The 16,680-nt window shown below is 65.0% G+C and carries 12 protein-coding genes and 2 pseudogenes; 7 read left to right on the top strand and 7 right to left on the bottom strand.

The window, feature by feature from the left end:
* Window positions 1-32 precede the first annotated feature (32 nt).
* The 3 genes and pseudogenes from Q0S16_RS24325 to Q0S16_RS24315 all read left to right on the top strand — a co-directional run.
* A pseudogene (locus Q0S16_RS24325) lies at window positions 33-431 on the top strand (IPT/TIG domain-containing protein); the annotation flags it as partial.
* 123 nt (window positions 432-554) lie between these two features.
* On the top strand, window positions 555-2,744 hold the full coding sequence (locus Q0S16_RS24320; protein WP_295854411.1) for an IPT/TIG domain-containing protein: 2,190 nt from the start codon (window positions 555-557) through the stop codon (window positions 2,742-2,744).
* A gap of 4 nt (window positions 2,745-2,748) precedes the next feature.
* A pseudogene (locus Q0S16_RS24315) lies at window positions 2,749-3,117 on the top strand (UDP binding domain-containing protein); the annotation flags it as partial.
* 207 nt (window positions 3,118-3,324) lie between these two features.
* Here the strand turns inward: Q0S16_RS24315 and Q0S16_RS24310 are convergent.
* Window positions 3,325-4,218: an alpha/beta hydrolase gene (locus tag Q0S16_RS24310; protein WP_295854409.1), complete on the bottom strand. Its 894-nt coding sequence runs from the start codon at window positions 4,216-4,218 to the stop codon at window positions 3,325-3,327.
* 274 nt (window positions 4,219-4,492) lie between these two features.
* Here Q0S16_RS24310 and Q0S16_RS24305 point away from each other — a divergent pair, with 274 nt between their 5' ends.
* The 4 genes from Q0S16_RS24305 (at window position 4,493) to Q0S16_RS24290 (ending at window position 7,913) form a co-directional block, all read left to right on the top strand.
* Complete coding sequence (locus Q0S16_RS24305) at window positions 4,493-4,828, top strand: GIY-YIG nuclease family protein (protein ID WP_295854407.1); 336 nt, start codon at window positions 4,493-4,495, stop codon at window positions 4,826-4,828.
* Between the two features lie 662 nt (window positions 4,829-5,490).
* A complete protein-coding gene (locus tag Q0S16_RS24300; RefSeq protein ID WP_294941767.1) occupies window positions 5,491-5,697 on the top strand; it encodes a hypothetical protein in 207 nt (68 codons plus the stop codon).
* Between the two features lie 606 nt (window positions 5,698-6,303).
* Window positions 6,304-6,513: a hypothetical protein gene (locus tag Q0S16_RS24295; protein WP_295854405.1), complete on the top strand. Its 210-nt coding sequence runs from the start codon at window positions 6,304-6,306 to the stop codon at window positions 6,511-6,513.
* 194 nt (window positions 6,514-6,707) lie between these two features.
* Window positions 6,708-7,913 (top strand): ABC transporter substrate-binding protein, encoded by a 1,206-nt coding sequence (locus tag Q0S16_RS24290; protein ID WP_295854404.1) that lies wholly within the window; start codon window positions 6,708-6,710, stop codon window positions 7,911-7,913.
* Between the two features lie 220 nt (window positions 7,914-8,133).
* Here the strand turns inward: Q0S16_RS24290 and Q0S16_RS24285 are convergent, their stop codons facing one another.
* The 6 genes from Q0S16_RS24285 to Q0S16_RS24260 all read right to left on the bottom strand — a co-directional run.
* On the bottom strand, window positions 8,134-11,451 hold the full coding sequence (locus tag Q0S16_RS24285; protein WP_295854403.1) for a carboxyl transferase domain-containing protein: 3,318 nt from the start codon (window positions 11,449-11,451) through the stop codon (window positions 8,134-8,136).
* Window positions 11,444-13,153, bottom strand: a complete 1,710-nt coding sequence (locus tag Q0S16_RS24280; protein ID WP_295854402.1) for an AMP-binding protein — start codon at window positions 13,151-13,153, stop codon at window positions 11,444-11,446. The genes Q0S16_RS24285 and Q0S16_RS24280 overlap by 8 nt, the downstream gene beginning before the upstream one ends.
* A gap of 8 nt (window positions 13,154-13,161) precedes the next feature.
* Window positions 13,162-14,190 carry an oligopeptide/dipeptide ABC transporter ATP-binding protein gene (locus tag Q0S16_RS24275; RefSeq protein WP_295854401.1) on the bottom strand — a complete coding sequence of 343 codons (1,029 nt, stop codon included), beginning with the start codon at window positions 14,188-14,190 and terminating at the stop codon, window positions 13,162-13,164.
* Window positions 14,187-15,200: an ABC transporter ATP-binding protein gene (locus tag Q0S16_RS24270; protein WP_295854400.1), complete on the bottom strand. Its 1,014-nt coding sequence runs from the start codon at window positions 15,198-15,200 to the stop codon at window positions 14,187-14,189. Before Q0S16_RS24270 ends, Q0S16_RS24275 begins: the two co-directional genes overlap by 4 nt.
* Window position 15,201: 1 nt before the next feature.
* The gene (locus Q0S16_RS24265; RefSeq protein ID WP_295854399.1) at window positions 15,202-16,098 is read right to left on the bottom strand and encodes an ABC transporter permease; all 897 of its coding nucleotides are present in this window, start codon (window positions 16,096-16,098) and stop codon (window positions 15,202-15,204) included.
* The coding region (locus tag Q0S16_RS24260) for an ABC transporter permease (RefSeq protein WP_295854398.1) at window positions 16,091-16,680 on the bottom strand (590 nt) is incomplete at its 5' end. The genes Q0S16_RS24260 and Q0S16_RS24265, both read right to left, overlap by 8 nt.

The following is a 16,680-nucleotide window of genomic DNA, read 5'->3' as shown; positions in this document are numbered from 1 at the left end:
CGAACTCGGGTCCGATCGCCGGCGGCACCACCGTGACGATCGGCGGCAGCGGATTTATCGTTGGCGCGAGCACGGTCAGTTTCGGCGGCACGCCTGCGACCGGCGTCACGGTCAATTCCACCACCTCGATCACGGCGACCTCGCCGGCCGGGGGGGCGGGGACCATCGACGTCACGGCAACCACCGCCGGCGGCACCTCCGCGACCTCCGCCAATGATCGGTTCACCTACATCGCGGTGCCGGCCGTCACCTCCGTCTCGCCGAACTCGGGTCCGATCGCCGGCGGCACCACCGTGACGATCGGCGGCAGCGGATTTATCGTTGGCGCGAGCACGGTCAGTTTCGGCGGCACGCCGGCGACCGGCGTCACGGTCAATTCCGCCACCTCGATCACGGCGACCTCACCGCCCTTGGCTGCGGGGACCGTCGACGTCACGGTGACCACTTCGGGCGGCACCTCGGCGACCTCGGCGGCCGACCATTTCACGTACTCGCCGGTGCCGACGGTGACGTCGATCGCGCCGACCGCGGGGCCATTGGCGGGAGCCACCTCCGTGACCATTACCGGCACCGGCTTCACCGGCGCAACGGCGGTCAATTTCGGCGCGACGCCGGCGACCGGCTTCACGTTAAATTCCGCCACCTCGATCACGGCGACCTCGCCGGCCGGGACCGGCACGGTGGACGTCAGAGTGACTACCGCGGGCGGTACCTCCGCAACTTCGGCGGCGGATCAATTCACTTACACCACGGCGCCAACCGTGATGTCGATCTCCCCGACCTCAGGACCTGCGATCGGCGGCACCTCGGTGACCATCAGCGGCACCGGCTTCACAGGGGCGACGGCGGTCAGCTTCGGCGCCACCGCGGCGACCAGCTTCACGGTCAACTCGGCGACGTCGATCACCGCCACATCGCCGGCCGGCGCCGGCACGGTCGACATCAAGGTCGCAACCGCCGGCGGCAGCTCGGCCAGCTCGGTGGCGGACCAGTTCACTTATTTCGGCGCGCCCACCGCGACATCGCTGTCGCCGACCTCGGGACCGGCGACGGGCGGAACGACGGTGACGATTACCGGGACCGGATTCGCCGGCACCTCCGGCGCGGCCGGCGTGAAGTTTGGCGCGATCAATGCGGCAAGCTACATCGTAAATTCCGCGACCTCGATCACGGCAACGTCGCCTGCCGGCAGTGGTACGGTCGATGTCAGCGTGACCAACAGCGGGCAGACGTCGGCGACCTCGGCCGGGGACCGGTTCACATATTTATCGGCGGCGACGCAGACAACCCTGTCCTCGTCGCTGAACCCGAGCCAGTTCGGCCAGCCGGTGACGTTAACGGCGACCGTCACCGGTGCGGGCGGAACGCCGTCAGGCACGGTCTCGTTCAACGATAACGGCACGGCGATCGGTAGCGCCGCGCTGAGCGGCGGCGTCGCGGCCTTCACGACATCGGCGCTTGTGGTCGGCAGCCACACCATCACCGCGAGCTATGGCGGCAGCCCCACCTTCGCGGCAAGCACCTCGCCCGGCCTCGCGCAGACCGTCAACGTTCCGCTCGACAGCGTCAGGCTGCGCGCCATGCAACTCAACGTCACCAAGGTCGTGGCGCAGGCCTCCGGCCAGGCCATCTCCGGCGCGATCGACGATGCGATCTCCGAGAGTTTTAATGATGGCGGCACCTTCCTCACGCCGGGCTCCGGCCGGCTGCGGTTCAATTTCTCGGCCGATCCGCGCGATAACGACGTGGCCGTCGCTCCTGCGCCGACCGACGCCAACAGCAGCGCCTTTGCCGCGGACGGACGCCGCGGCGACGGCGCGGGCCGGCCCGGCCGCGGCGGTTCGCGCATCAACGATGCCTTCGCCGCGATTGATACGCAGAAGCCGACGAAGGCGCCTTCGGCCTGGCGCGAGGCGAAGCAATGGCTGCTCTGGGCGGATGTCCGCGGCGCCAGCCTCGAGCGCTGGAGCACATCGAGCGTTGGCGGCGCTCCACAAGCGACGCAGGCCTCGCTCTACGGCCAGCAGGTCAATTCCTTGCTGGGACTGACCTACAAGGCCGCGCCAAACCTCGCGATCGGCGTGGTCGGCGGCTGGGAAACCTTCAGCTATACGCAGCAGGACATCAACGGACGGCTGAAGGGCGATGGCTGGACCGTCGGCGGCTATCTCGGCTGGAAGATCGTGCCGACGCTGCGCTATGACGCCGCCGTGACCTATTCCGGCATCGGCTATAACGGCACCGCGGGCGCCGCGCAGGGCAATTTCAACGGCCAGCGCTGGATGTTTGCGACCGGCCTCACCGGGACCTACCAGGCCTATGGCTTCCTGCTCGAGCCATCCGCCAAGGTCTACGCGCTGTGGGAGCATGAGAACGCCTATGTCGACTCGCTGGGCACCCAGCAAGGCACGCATGATTTCGCCAGCGGCCGCGCGTCGGGTGGCCTGAAAACCGCCTACCCGATGCCGTGGCTCGATAGCGACGTCATCCTGACGCCGTTCGCCGGACTGTATGGCGACTATTATTTCAACAAGGCGGATAGCGGCACCATCCTGGCCGCCGAGCAACCGCTGGCGTCAACGCCGCTGCTGCAGGGATGGTCGGCGCGCGCCACCGGCGGCATCAGCGCCCGCTTCCCCGGCGGCGCCGGCGTCGGCGTCGGCGCCGAGCTCGGCGGAATGGGTAGCAATACCCGTATCTGGACCTTCTCGGCCAAGGCGCGGCTGCCGTTTACTGCCGAGTAATGCTTCGGTGGCGGTGCTCGGCCTCACCTTCAGGCCCGACACCGCCGACATGCGCGAGGCGCCGTCGATCCCGCTGGTCACCGGCCTGCTCGATCTCGGCGCGACCGTCCGCGCGTTCGATCCGGTCGGCATGGACGCCGCGAGAGCGGAGCTGCCGGATATCACCTATCGCAGCGACGCCCATGATTGCGCGGCCGGCGCCGACGCGTTGGTGATGGTCACCGAACGGGTCCAGTTCCGCGCGCTGGATTTGCCGCGACTGAAGGCCGTGAGAAAGCAGCCGGTGCTGGTGGACCTGCGCAATGTGTACCGGCCGAAGGAAATGGCGGCGACGGGGTTTGTCCATGAGGGCGTCGGGCGCGGGAAGCTGTGATACCTGTTCCACCCCGAGCAGGCGTAGAGCGGATTGGCGCGGCGCCGCCAGTTTAGGATGCGCGGTAGAATACGCTTCGCTATCGCCCTACTCGCTGAACTTCTCTGCGATCGCCTTTGGCTCAATGACACGGCGTTATTGACTTGCCATCCGCCATGATGGCGTCACGTCCGCTTGTGCCTTGGCCAAATGTCCAGGCGCGCGTGGCTATGCCGCGCGAAGAGCATTCGCAATGATCGCGTCGCTCACCCTTTTGTACAAATGGGGCGGCAAGTCATGTCCCATGCCGTCAATCACCATGAGGTCGGCTCCGTGAATGCAGCTTGCCGTGTCCATTCCGGCAGCGGGCGCCACGAGGGGGTCATCGGCTCCATGCACGACCAGCGTCGGGGCGGTGATCTTCGCCAGGCGTGAACGATTGTCGCCCGTCGCGGCAATCGCGGCGATCTGCCGGCCGAAGCCGGAAGGATCATAGGCCCGCTTGGTTTCTTCGAGGATCAAAGCGCGATGAGCCTCCTCGTCGAACGGATATCCGGAGCCGGCGATCCGTCGGGCGAAACCGAGGCTGTGCGCGAGAAATCCGGCTTCGTCCCCGACCGGATGCGGCGCGGGCCGCGTCAGCATCGCCATGACGTCCGGAGCCGCGGATGGAAGCGCGGGATTGCCGGTGCTGGACATGATCGACGTCAGCGACATCACGCGTCGCGGATATTCGCTCGCGACCAGTTGCGCGACCATGCCCCCCATCGACCGCCCCACGAGATGCGCCCGCCCGATCGACAGCCCGTCCATCAGCCCGACGGCATCGGCAGCCATGTCGCGCAGGGTATAGGGCACGTCGGGACGCCGCCCTTGCGCAACGGCCGCCGCGACAGCCGAAAAATCCGGAGCCGGAAAATCCGGAAAATGCGTCGAAAGGCCGGCGTCGCGATTGTCGAAGCGGATGATCCGATAGCCACGCGCCGCCAGGTCCTCGCAGAACGATATCGACCACCGGATTCTCTGCGTGCCGAGGCCGGAGATCAACAGAATGGCCTCGCCGTCGTTGGAGCCGAAGCTGTCATAATCGATGGAGATGCCGTTTGCGATGACGCTTGTCATTTTCATGCTCCTCGGGCCGCATCGGCCGTGGGTCAGGTCGCCGTGTTCGAGGCCAGATGCATCTCGGCCAGCGGCCGGGCGAACCAGCCGGAGACCTGCGAAGCCTGGCTGGCCTGCAGAAACGGCCCGAACGGAAAGGCGCCGGTGAATACGCCTTATTTATACCCGGCATAAAATAGCTCTGTCAATATCACCCGGGTGATAATATCCTGGCTTCGCCGACTGTGGAATCCGGATGTCGGAAGGTCCCAGGATCAGGCGGACAGGAAGGGCGATGAGAAACAACGACAAGAAGGCGGCGGTCGCGACGTACAAGGAACGCAAGGTGATCGGCGGCGTCTATGTGGTCCACTGCACGGCGACCGGCCAGATGTGGGTGGGACAGTGGCCCAATTTGGACACCATTCAAAACCGCGTCTGGTTCACGCTCCGGCTCGGGACCAATCCGAATCTGGAACTCCAGACATGCTGGAGTCGGCACGGAGCGGACCATTTCCAGTTCGAAGTGCTCGAGCGTCTGGACCAGCAAGAGTCAATTTATGTCAGAGACGCTTTGCTGAGGGAACGCGGGGCCCATTGGCGAACGTCTCTCCAGGCGAAATCCATGTGACGCCGCGATCCGGCCACGTCCGGTGCGCGGCAAGGCCGACACCGACGACATGCGCGAGGCGCCGTGCTGGTCAGTCTCACTGCCAGCGTCACCGATCCGCTGTTCGACCTCGCTTGTGCCTGCGCCGGCGAGATCGAACAGCCCGGCGTGATGACCATCCGTGGCCGGCCAGCCGCTTCCATGTGCCAAACATCCGCGCCTTCGTCGACCGCATCGCCAGGCATGTCGGCGCCGGGCTGGAACGCGGCTAGGCGGAAGCGCGCCTGCCGAGCAGCTCGGCTTATGGCTTGCGCCAAAGCCGCCAACCGTCGCCTGCTCAGCACCGATGCCTCAGCGACGAAAAAACCGCGCACCTTTGATATAGATCAATGTGGCGACTTATGTTCGCGGCCGGGCAGATCGTCGCGCGGCCTTCTCCTACGATACAAGACTGATCGGAGCTGCTGGCAACTTCCGGTTTCCGCGAAACGGCCGGGCACTCGGATGTGTTCGACAGTGCTCGTTCAGTGAATTGTCGACCACATCGAGGATTCCGGAATTTGCTGTCGAGTGACACACAATCGAATTCGCAGGGATTGTAGTTGCCAGCATCGATCCGACGATGTGCGGACGAAAAACCGGACGGCAGCCATGCCGGCCCGCCTTGACGACCGGAGTAGACCATGAAGCTGATCCCCTTTCCCGCCGACCCGACCCGACGCGAGGCAGACCGGATCGCGCAGTCCACGATCTATCGCCTGAAAGCAGCCGCGCTTGGACGGCTGATGGAAGAAGAACGCGATATTGACCAGTCACGAGCCCATTTGATGCGGGCGCTTTCGCTAATCCAGCTTGCCGAGAACGAGGAATGGCTGGCTGAGGCTTGCTGAGCATCGCATCACCAACGATCGCCGCCATCTTCGTTTCCATCACGCCTCACGGCGCACTCATATTATGAATAGTCCAGCGAACTGGTCCGCCTTCGTTCGGCAAGTTCTCGCGCCATTTGTTACGATCGGTTATTCTGGAACATCTCGCATACTTACTATGAGATTGCCGCTATTGACCAAGCCATCGCGGAATTTTCAGTCTGCGCATGCCCGCTGGGCTATTTCATGCGGCTCGTTTGAACACCATACAGGTTTCGTCGAACATCACCGACGTGCGATGGGGCGCCGATGAAACCGGGGCGGCGTCTTCGCAGGTGCTGTCCGCGGCAAATTCGCTGTCGACGGACAGTAATCGGCCGCAGGTCGAAGTCGGAAACTTCCTTGCCGCGGTACGCACGGCCTGATCAGGCCGACGTCCTTCGCCCTCTGCTGCAAATATCCGCATCAATCTGGAGAGGAGCCCATCCGCCCCGATTTCGTGAACCCAATACGTCCGCTAGCGGGCAGTCGCGTCCATTTGCTCTATGCGAAATAGCCGACATCACCGGCACGGGTCGATGGATGCTTGTGAATGAGAGTACATGGCCGGCACAGCAGGAGCCAGACTTGTCAGTTCTAACGATGAGTGCGAAACAGCTTCGGGATGCGATGGGCGCCCTCACGGGCGTTCCCAACGACATGATCGCAATTGATCCACTCGATGCAGAGGGGGACTATATCGCCCGGCTTACTGGCCATAGCGTGAGCGATGCGCGGAAAAAGCACTTCGATGACATTCATCGGTCCATGCGCGCGGTCTATCGTTTGAAGGATTAGTCGACCGCCGTGGATGATCCCGGCGCGCCGGGCGGCACGCCAGCCATCGGTACGCTGGCGCCTTCGGCGAACTGCCCTCGGTCACCCTGGCGCGGGCGCAGCCGGCACCAAATGAATCATTTCCCAACCTCGGCAATTCGCTAGAATGACCGCAAGGCCGCGACAAGCGGCCATCATTCGGGAGGTTTTGTGAAATGCGTTCGGTTGCAATGGCTATTGTCCTGTCGGGACTGCTGACGACCTCCAGCCTCGCCGCCGAGAAGCGCTATGATGCGGGCGCCAGCGACACCGAGATCAGGATCGGCCAGACCATGCCCTATAGCGGGGCGGCTTCCGGCTACGGGGTCAACGGCAAGGCCGAGCTGGCCTACTGGAAGATGGTCAACAGCCAGGGCGGCATCAATGGCCGCAAGGTCACCCTGCTGTCGATGGACGATGGCTACAGCCCCGCCAAGACGGTGGAACAGACCCGCCGGCTGGTCGAACAGGACGAGGTGCTCGCCATCATCGGCTCGCTCGGGACGCCGACCAACTCGGCGGTGCAGAAATATCTGAGCGGCAAGAAAGTCCCGCACATCTTCATCACCTCGGGCGCCTCGAAATGGAATGACCCGGCGAATTTTCCGACCACCACGCCGTTCTATCCGCCCTATGAGCAGGAAGCCCGCATCTACGGCAAATACATTGCGCGGGAAATGCAGGACGCCAAAGTGGCGGTGATTTACCAGAACGATGATTTCGGCAAGGACTATCTCAAGGGCTTCAAGAACGGACTCGGGGCGAAGTCGTCGCTGATCGTCATCGAAGCGAGTTACGAAGTCGGCGAGCCGACCATCGACTCGCAGATCGTGAACCTGAAAGCATCCGGCGCCGATACGCTGCTGACCATCGCAACCCCGAAATTCGCCGCGCAATCGATCCGCAAGGTCGCGTCGCTCGGCTGGAAGCCGGCGCACTTCATGGTCTCGGTGGGAAGCTCGGTCGGCGGGGTGCTGGAACCCGCCGGCTTCGAAGCCTCGACAGGGCTGATCACCGCGCTCACCGCCAAGGTCGTCGGTGACCCCGCCTGGGACGATGACAAGGGCGTCAAGGATTACCTCGCTTTCATGAAGGCGTGGTATCCGGAGGGCAATCCGATCGATGGCAGTACCCAGATCGGCTATGGCACGGCGCAGATGACCGAGATCCTGCTGCGCGCCTGCGGCGACGATCTGACCCGGGAAAATCTGGTCCGGCAGGCGACCCATCTGACCAAGGTCTCGCTGCCGCTGTTCCTGCCGGGCGTCACCATCTCGACGACGCCGACCGATTACGCGGCCTACAATACGTTCAAGATGGCCAGGTTCGACGGCAAGACCTGGAAATTCTTCGGCGACAACATCGATACTTCCGTGAAGTAACCCCGTCTGCGATGGCTGCGCTCCCGTTGATCTGAACCGGGAGCGCAATCGCGACGCGTCGGCCATCATCGCTTCGATCAGCGGCCCGCGAGGCCATGCGATCCTTGCCAGAAAGCGAAGCCATCCAGACGCCCCTCAGAGAAGACTGGATTGCTTGGTCGCAACGGCTCCTCGCAATGACGGGCCGGCGGTACGAGGCTGAGTTGTCATCCCGCCCTGACTACCATGCATCGACGCAGGGCCGCTTCCTCCCGGCGCGACGCGGCGGTTGCGGTGCCGAGCGCAGGCCGCTGCTGATCCAGTGCCGGGTCTCCAAGGGATCGATCACCTGGTCGATCTCCAGCACCGAGGCGATGTTGATGGCCTTGCCGCCCTCGTAGAATTTAGCGACCATCATCCGGAAGAAGGCGTCGCGCTCGACCGGATCGGCGATCGCCTCCATCTCCTTGCGGAAGCCGAGCCGCACCGCACCCTCGAAGCCCATGCCGCCAAACTCGCCGGTCGGCCATGAGATGGTAAAATTCTGGGCGTGGAAGCCGCCGCCTGCCATCGCCTGCGCGCCGAGGCCATAGCCCTTGCGCAGCACGACGGTGAAGTACGGCACGGTGATGCTGGCGGCGGTGACGAACATCCGCGAGACATGGCGCACCAGCGCGGTCTTCTCCGCCTCCGGTCCGACCATGAAACCCGGCGTGTCGCACAGCGAGACGATCGGGATGTCATAGGCGTCGCACAAAGCGACGAAACGCGCCGCCTTGTCGCCGGCATCGGCGTCGATGGCGCCGCCGAGATGCTTGGGATTGTTGGCGAGCAGCCCGTAAGGCTGGCCGTCGATCCGCATGAAGGCGGTGACGATGCCGATGCCGAACAGCGGGCGCAGTTCCAGCACGGAGTCATGGTCCGCCAGCGTCTCGATGACGGTGCGGATATCGTACACCCGCAACCGGTTCTCCGGGATCGCCCGGCGCAGCAGTCGCTGGTCCGGCGTGCTCCAGGTCTTGATCGGCCCCTGGAAATACGACAAATACTTCTTCGCCGCCGCCACCGCCTCGACCTCGTCCTCGACCAGCACGTCGATCACGCCGTTCGGCGCCATCACCTCGGTGGGCCCAACCTCCTCCGGCTTGTAGACGCCGAGACCACCGCCCTCGATCATCGCCGGGCCGCCCATACCGAGCGTGGTGTCGCGAGTCGCGATGATGACGTCGCAGCAGCCGAGCAGCGCGGCGTTGCCGGCGAAGCAGCGGCCGGACACCACGCCGACCAGCGGCACCAGGCCACTGAGCCGCGCGAAGGCGCCGAAGGTCGGCACGTCCAGCCCGGTGACGCCGAGCCGCTCGGTGTCGCCCGGCCGGCCGCCACCGCCCTCGGCGAACAGCACCACCGGCGTCCGCAGTTCTTCCGCGAGCTTGAACATGCGGTCCTGCTTCTTGTGATTGCGCTGGCCCTGGGTGCCGGCCAGCACCGTATAGTCGTAGGCGACCACCATGCAGCGCGCGCGGTCCAGCTCGACCTGGCCGGCATTGACGGTACCGAGCCCGGCGACGAGGCCGTCGGCCGGCGTGTTGCGGATCAGATCGTCGAGGCTGCGGCGGGCGCGCTGGGCGGCGATCGCCAGCGAGCCATATTCGATGAAGCTGCCATCATCGACCAGCGCCGCGATGTTTTCGCGGGTGGTGCGATGGTTGGTCTTGCGCCGTCGCGCGACGGCATCCGGGCGATTTTCGTCGCGCGTGAAGGCCTGTCGTGCCTGCATCTCGGCGAGGTCGGGCCGCAACGTGTCGAGATCGACCGCCGCGTCCGCGACTTCGAGCTCGCCGGCGATATCGGTCGGCTCGATGAAGATGATCGGATCATCCTTGTACAGCGTGTCGCCCATCTTCGCCGCCACCAGACGAACGATGCCGCCCTGAGCCGCGACGATCAGATGCTCCATCTTCATGGCTTCCACCACGGCGATCTGCTGGCCGGGGCGCACCATGTCGCCTTCGGCAACCGCCACGACAACGACCGTCCCCTGCAGCGGAACGGCAATGGCGACCGTGCCGACCGGCGCCAATGGCCGGGCCCCGGCGGACGCCGCCACCGCGGCTCCGGCCACGGGCTCGAAGAACAGATGCGGATGCGCCACGGCGGCACTGGCGAACAATGCCGCGATATTCTTCTCGATGAAGCGGGTGTTGACACGGTTGGCGGCGAAATCAGGATGCGTCAGCAACGCCTGCAGGAACGGCATGTTGGTCGCGACGCCGTCGATGCGGGTTTCGCAGGCCGCCCGATAGGCCTTGGCCACGGCGTCGCTGAAATTCGGCGAGGCCGAATGGACGATCAGCTTGGCGAGCAGGGAATCGAACGAGGTACTGGTGCGGTAGCCGGTGTAGCCGAACGTATCGACGCGCACCCCGGGCCCCGACGGCATGTCGAACGCCGTCAGCGTGCCCGAGCTCGGCTGGGTGTCGCCGGCGGCATCCATGGTCTCCATGTTGACGCGGAGCTGGATCGCGTAGCCGCGCGGAGCGGCGACATAGGCCTTGCCGAAGCCCAGTCTATCCAGCGTCTGGCCGGCGGCAATCCGGATCTGGGTGGCGACGAGGTCGATGCCCATTACCTGTTCGGTGACGGTGTGCTCCACCTGCAACCGCGGATTGGCCTCGATGAAGGCGAAGAAGGCGTTTTCACCGGGATCGCTGGCGTCGACCAGGAATTCGAAGGTGCCGAGATTGTCGTAGTTCGCGGAAGCTGCGAGTTTCAGCGCGGCGTCGAGAATGCGCTGGCGCAAGCCGGCGGACAGCGACGGGCTCGGCGCGATCTCGATCAGTTTCTGGTTGCGGCGCTGGATGGTGCATTCGCGCTCGCCAAAATGCGTCACGGCACCGCTGCTGTCACCGACGATCTGCACCTCGATGTGGCGGGCGTCCTCGACCAGCCGCTCGACATAGACGGTGTCGTCGCCGAACGCCGCCTTCGCCTCCGAGCGGCAGCGCGCATAGGCCTCCGCCACCTCGCCGGCCGCGCGCACCGCGCGCATGCCGCGCCCGCCGCCGCCGGACACCGCCTTGATCATCATGGCGCCGCCGTCGAGCCCGCCGAAGAATTTCTGCGCTTGCTCGAGGCTGGTCTCGCCAATGGTTCCTTCAATCACCGGCACGCCGACCTGGGCCGCGAGTTTTCGCGCGGCGATCTTGTCGCCGAACAATTGCAGCGCACCCGGCGACGGGCCGACGAAAATGAGGCCCTCCTGCGCCGCGCGCCGCGCCAGCCCGGCATTCTCGCTGAGAAAACCATAGCCGGGATGAATGGCGTCGCAGCCGGCCTGCCTGGCCACCGCGATGATGCGCTCGATGTCGAGATAGGCGGCGGCGCCGGCGCGGCCCAGCGCATGGGCCTCGTCGGCCTTGCGTACATGCAGCGATGTCGCGTCGTCGGCGGAATACACCGCGGCGGTCGCTATTCCCAACTCGGACGCCGCGCGCGCAATACGAATTGCGATTTCGCCGCGGTTGGCAATGAGCAGTTTCCTGAAAAGTCCCTCACGCATCGAGCAATTTACCTAACTCTTGTTTCTTGACCTTGCCCGTGGCCGTCATTGGCAGGGCATCGACAATCCGGACTTCCGGCACCTTGAATCCAGCCATGCGTTCGCGGCACCAGTCCTCGATCGCTTTCGCCGTGACGTCGGCGCCCTGCACCAGCAGCACGAAGGCTACCGGCACCTGGCCGCGTTCCTCGTCGGCGCGCGGCACCACGCCGCTGCCGACCACCGCGGGATGCTGCCCGAGCAGGGCTTCCACCTCGCCGGGGAATACGCTCATGCCCTTGACCTTGATCATTTCCTTGCGGCGACCGAGGTAATGCAGAAAGCCGTCGGTATCGATCAGGCCGATATCGCCGGAATGCAGCCAGCCATCGCGGAGCGTCTCGGCGGTGGCCTCGGGCTTGTTCCAGTAGCCCTTCAGCAATGACGGCGTGCGGCAGCAGATTTCACCCTCCGCGCCGAGCGGCAGGATCGCTCCGGTCTCGAAATCACAGATCTTGAATTCGGTACCCGGCACCGGCAGGCCGACAAAGGTCGGCCGCGACTTCAGATCGAAATCATCCTCCTGCATGCCGGTGGTGTAGCTGTCCGAGGTGTGGGTCTCGGTCATGCCCCAGGCGGATTCGGCCAGCACCGTGCCGACCAGCTTCTGCCAGCGGCGGCGATAGTCGATGTTGAGTTTCTTGACGAACGACACCACGCGCACATTGCTGAGCGACGTCAGGTCGAATTCGCCGAACCGCGGATGGTCCATGATCTCCAGCGCGCCGTCGACCGGCATCGCCGTCGCGGTGACCTTGTAGAGCTGGATCGCTGACATCACCGCGACCGGATCCCAGCGCGTCAGCAGCACCAGCGTGGTGCCGTTGAACACCGGAAAGATCAGGCAGCTGTTTTCGCCGGCAATCCAGAACTCCGGGAAGAAGCTCAGCGACACCGAACTGGACGGCGGCGGTGCCAGCGAAATGTTGGAGGCCACCGTGTAGATCATGTCGCGCTGGGTGTGGATGCATCCCTTCGGCATGCCGGTGGTGCCGCCGGTGTAGTTCAGCGCCGCGATGTCGTCCAGCGACGCGCCTTCCGGGAATGATGGCGCGTCGATCCGCGCCAGCGTCGGCAGCATGTCGACGGCGTCGGCGCAGGCGATCTTGGGCGCCAGTGTCGCCGATGGCGCCGGAAGGCTGGGCTCAGCCGGCATGGCTTCGATGAAGCTGGTGACGATGATCCGCTTCAGCACGGTCTGGGAAAACACCTCGCGCACCACCGGCATCAACTGATCGAGTGCGACGATGGTTTCCGAGCCGCAATCGCCGACCTGATAGCCGAGCTCGTAGGCCTTGGACAACGGGCTGACCGGACAATGCACGGCGCCGAGCTTGAGGATGCCAAAGAACGCGATGTGAAATTGCGGGCAGTTCGGCATGAAGACCGAGACGCGGTCGCCCTTCTTCACGCCCATATTGTCCAGCAAGGTAGCGAACAGATCGCTCTGGCGATCAAGTTCGCCATAGGTCGTGACGCCGCCGTAGAAAATCACGGCCGGCTTGTCCGGCTGTAGCCGTGCCCATATCCGCAGATATTCGGTCAACGGCTTTTCGCCATGCGGATAGACGGTGTCGCGCGACAGCCCCTTCGGCCAGGCCTTCGCGTAAAGACCCCGCAGCGTGTCGAGGTAGTCATTTTCGTTGATAGGCTGGGGTGACATAAGCGTACTCATCGGGGTGGGGTGATGGACGACTGGACCGGCGGGACGATGGTCTCGGCGAGGTGACAGGCGACCAGCTGGCGCGGCGCCAGTTCGCGATCGACCGGCGGCGTGGTCCGGCAGATATCGGCCGCATAGGGGCAGCGCGGGTGAAACTTGCAGCCCGGCGGCGGCGCCATGGCGCTGCCGATCTCGCCATGAATGACCCCGATTGGCGCGCGGTGGTCCGGATCGGGCCGCGGCACCGAGGCCAGCAGCGCCTGGGTGTAGGGATGTTTTGGTTGCGAAAACACCGAGTCGGTCGGGCCAAGCTCGGCCATGCTGCCGAGATACATGACGCCGACGCTGGAGCTGAAATGCTCGACCAGCGCCAGATCATGCGCCACGATCAGATAGGTCAGTCCGAACTCGTCCTGGATATCGGCCAGCAGATTGAGGATCTGCGCGCGCACCGACACGTCGAGCGCTGAGATCGGCTCATCCAGCACCATGAAGGCGGGCTTCAACGCCAAAGCGCGGGCAATCGCCACGCGCTGACGCTGCCCGCCGGAGAATTCATGGGGATAGAAATCGGCGGCGGTCTTCGGTAGTCCGACAACGTCGAGCATTTCGAGCACGCGGGCACGCTGGCTGTCGCGGTCGCCGATGCCATGGGCCATCAGCGGCTCGGCGATGATCTTGCTGACGCGCATCCGCGGATTGAGCGACGAATAGGGATCCTGGAACACCGCCTGGGCCTGGCGGCGATAGTTGTGCATGGTCTTCGACGACGCCGTCGCCAGATCGGCGCCGTGAAACAGGATCTCGCCGGAGGTCGGCTTCTCCAGCCCGAGCACCAGCTTCGTCAACGTCGTCTTGCCGCAGCCGGACTCGCCGACCAGCGCGAAGGTCTCGCCGCGGCGGATCGCGAAGCTGACATTCTCCACCGCGCGTACCACGCCGCCGCCCTGCGCGCTGAAGCGCTTGGTCAGGTTGCGGATCTCGAGCAAGGGTGCAGCCGTTTTAGCCTTTGCCGGATGGGACATGGTCATCGTCATGGCCGTGGCTCCGCCAGCCAGCACGCCGCGCTGTGGCCGGTCGACACCTCGAACTGCGGCGGATAATCGTCGCAGCGCGCCATCTTCCGCGGACAGCGCGCGGCAAAGCGGCAGCCATGGGGCGGATCGATCAGGCTCGGCGGCTGCCCGACGATCGCCTCGAGCCGGCGGCGCTTGCGGCCCAGATGCGGGATCGAATTCAGCAGCCCGCGCGTATAGGGATGCACCGGGTTGCGGAAGATCTCGCGGACGTCGCCGCTCTCGACCACCCGACCGGCATACATCACGGCGATGCGGTGGCAGATCCCGGCGGCGACGCCCAGATCATGGGTGATCATGATGATGCCGAGGCCGCTGTCGCGCTGCAACTCGCGGAACAGCTCCATCATCTGCACCTGGATGGTAACGTCGAGCGCGCTGGTCGGCTCGTCGGCGATCAGCAGCCGCGGTGAACAGGCGATCGCCATCGCCGTGACCACGCGTTGCCGCATGCCGCCGGAGAATTGATGCGGATAGTCATCGATGCGTTTGGCCGGCGACGGGATGCGCACGCGCGCCAGCACGGCTTCCACCGCCTGGCGCACGGCACCGCGTCCCTTCGCCAGCTTGTGGTAGCGGAACGGCGCGCCAACCTGGTCGCCGATGCTGAACACCGGGTTGAGCGAGGTCAGCGGGTCCTGCGACACCATGGAAATTCGCCGGCCGCGCCAGTTCTGCGCCATCTCGTCTTCGCTGAGTTGCACCAGATCGGTGCCGTCGAGCGTGATCGAGCCCTCGACGATGCGGCCGCTCGGCTTCGGCAGCAGCCGCAACATCGACAGGCTGGTCATGGTCTTGCCGGAGCCGGATTCGCCGACAATCCCCAGCGTCTCGCCCTCGGCGACCTCGAGATCGACCCCGTCCACCGCGCGCACCACGCCGCGCTTGAGATAGAGATAGGCCTTGAGGTTCTCGACCTTGAGCAATGGCGGCTTCGGAACTGGCAACGAAACGGGGGCAGCATCGGTCATGTCAAAGCTGCCTTCGCTTGGGATCGAGCGTGTCGCGCAGCCAGTCGCCGATCAGATTGGCCGACAGGCAGGTCAGCATGATCGCGACGCCGGGCAGCGTGATCGCCCACCAGGCATTGCCGATGTAGTTGCGGGCATCCGCGAGCATCAGCCCCCACGACACGTCGGGGCTCTGGATGCCAAGGCCGAGGAAACTCAGCGACGCCTCGAAGATAATGACCTGCCCGACCTGCAGCGACGCCAGCACCAGCAGCGTATTCAGGATATTGGGCAGCAGATGACGGACGAAGATGGTGGCGGTCGAGCAGCCCGCCACCTTGGCCAGCGCGACGTAATCACGTTCCTTCAGCGACAGGATTTCGCCGCGGATGATGCGGGCGTACCAGGTCCAGTAGGTGATCGAGATCACCACGATCACCGTGATCAGGCTCGGCGACAGCACGGTGGCGATTACCAGCGCCAGCGCCAGCGACGGGATCGACATCTGGATATCGACCAGACGCATGATCAGGGTATCGACGATCTTGCCGAAATAGCCGGCGATCATGCCGATCAGCGCGCCGATGCCGCCCGAAATCACGATGGCATAGACCGCCACCGTGAGAGTGACGCGCGCGCCGGCGATGATCCGGCTGAAAATGTCGCGGCCGAGATTGTCGGTACCGAGCAGGTTGTCGATCGAGCCGCCTTCCAGCCAGGACGGCGGCTTGAAGGCCGAGCCGAGATCGAGCCCGTTCGGATCATGCGGGGCGACGTGCTCGCCGCCGATCGCCGCGATCACCACGAGGCCGAAGATCAGCAGCGACCACCACGGGATGCCGCGCCCGAACAGGCTGCGCATCATGCGCTGCGAGCGCGACCGGGACAGCTCGGCAAACGAGGCGTCGATATCAACCATGCCGGATCCTCGGGTCGATGATCCCGTAGCTGAGATCGACCAGCAGATTCGACACCACGAACAGCACCGAGGTGAACAGCACGCCGGCCTGCACCACCGGGAAGTCCCGCGCGAACACCGCCTCCACCACGGTGCGCCCGAGGCCGGGCCAGGCAAAGATCACCTCGACGACGAAGGCGCCGCCAAGCATCGAGGCAAAGTAGACGCCGAGCACGGTCACCAGCGGCACCGCCGCGTTGCGGAAGGCGTATTTCCAGACCAGCAGCCGCTCCGGCGCGCCGAGCGCGCGGCCCATGCGGATGTAGTCGCTGTCGAGCACGTCCAGCATCGCCGACCGGACGATGCGGGTTTGCGCCGCGACCGGATACCAGCCCAGCGCGATCGCCGGCAGGATGATATGGGAAACGCCGCCCGCGCCAAAGGCCGGCAACCAGTTGAGCTGAACCGAGAAAACCATGATCAGCAGCAGCCCGACCCAGAAGCCGGGCATCGCCTGCCCCAGCATCGCAAACCCCTTGCCGAAGCTGTCGATCCAGCCGCCGCGATGCACCGCCGACAGCACCCCGAGCGGCACCGCCAGCA

The sequence above is a fragment of the Tardiphaga sp. genome (assembly GCF_025356345.1).
Taxonomy (GTDB): domain Bacteria; phylum Pseudomonadota; class Alphaproteobacteria; order Rhizobiales; family Xanthobacteraceae; genus Tardiphaga.
This window is presented reverse-complemented; position numbering and strand designations above follow the sequence as displayed.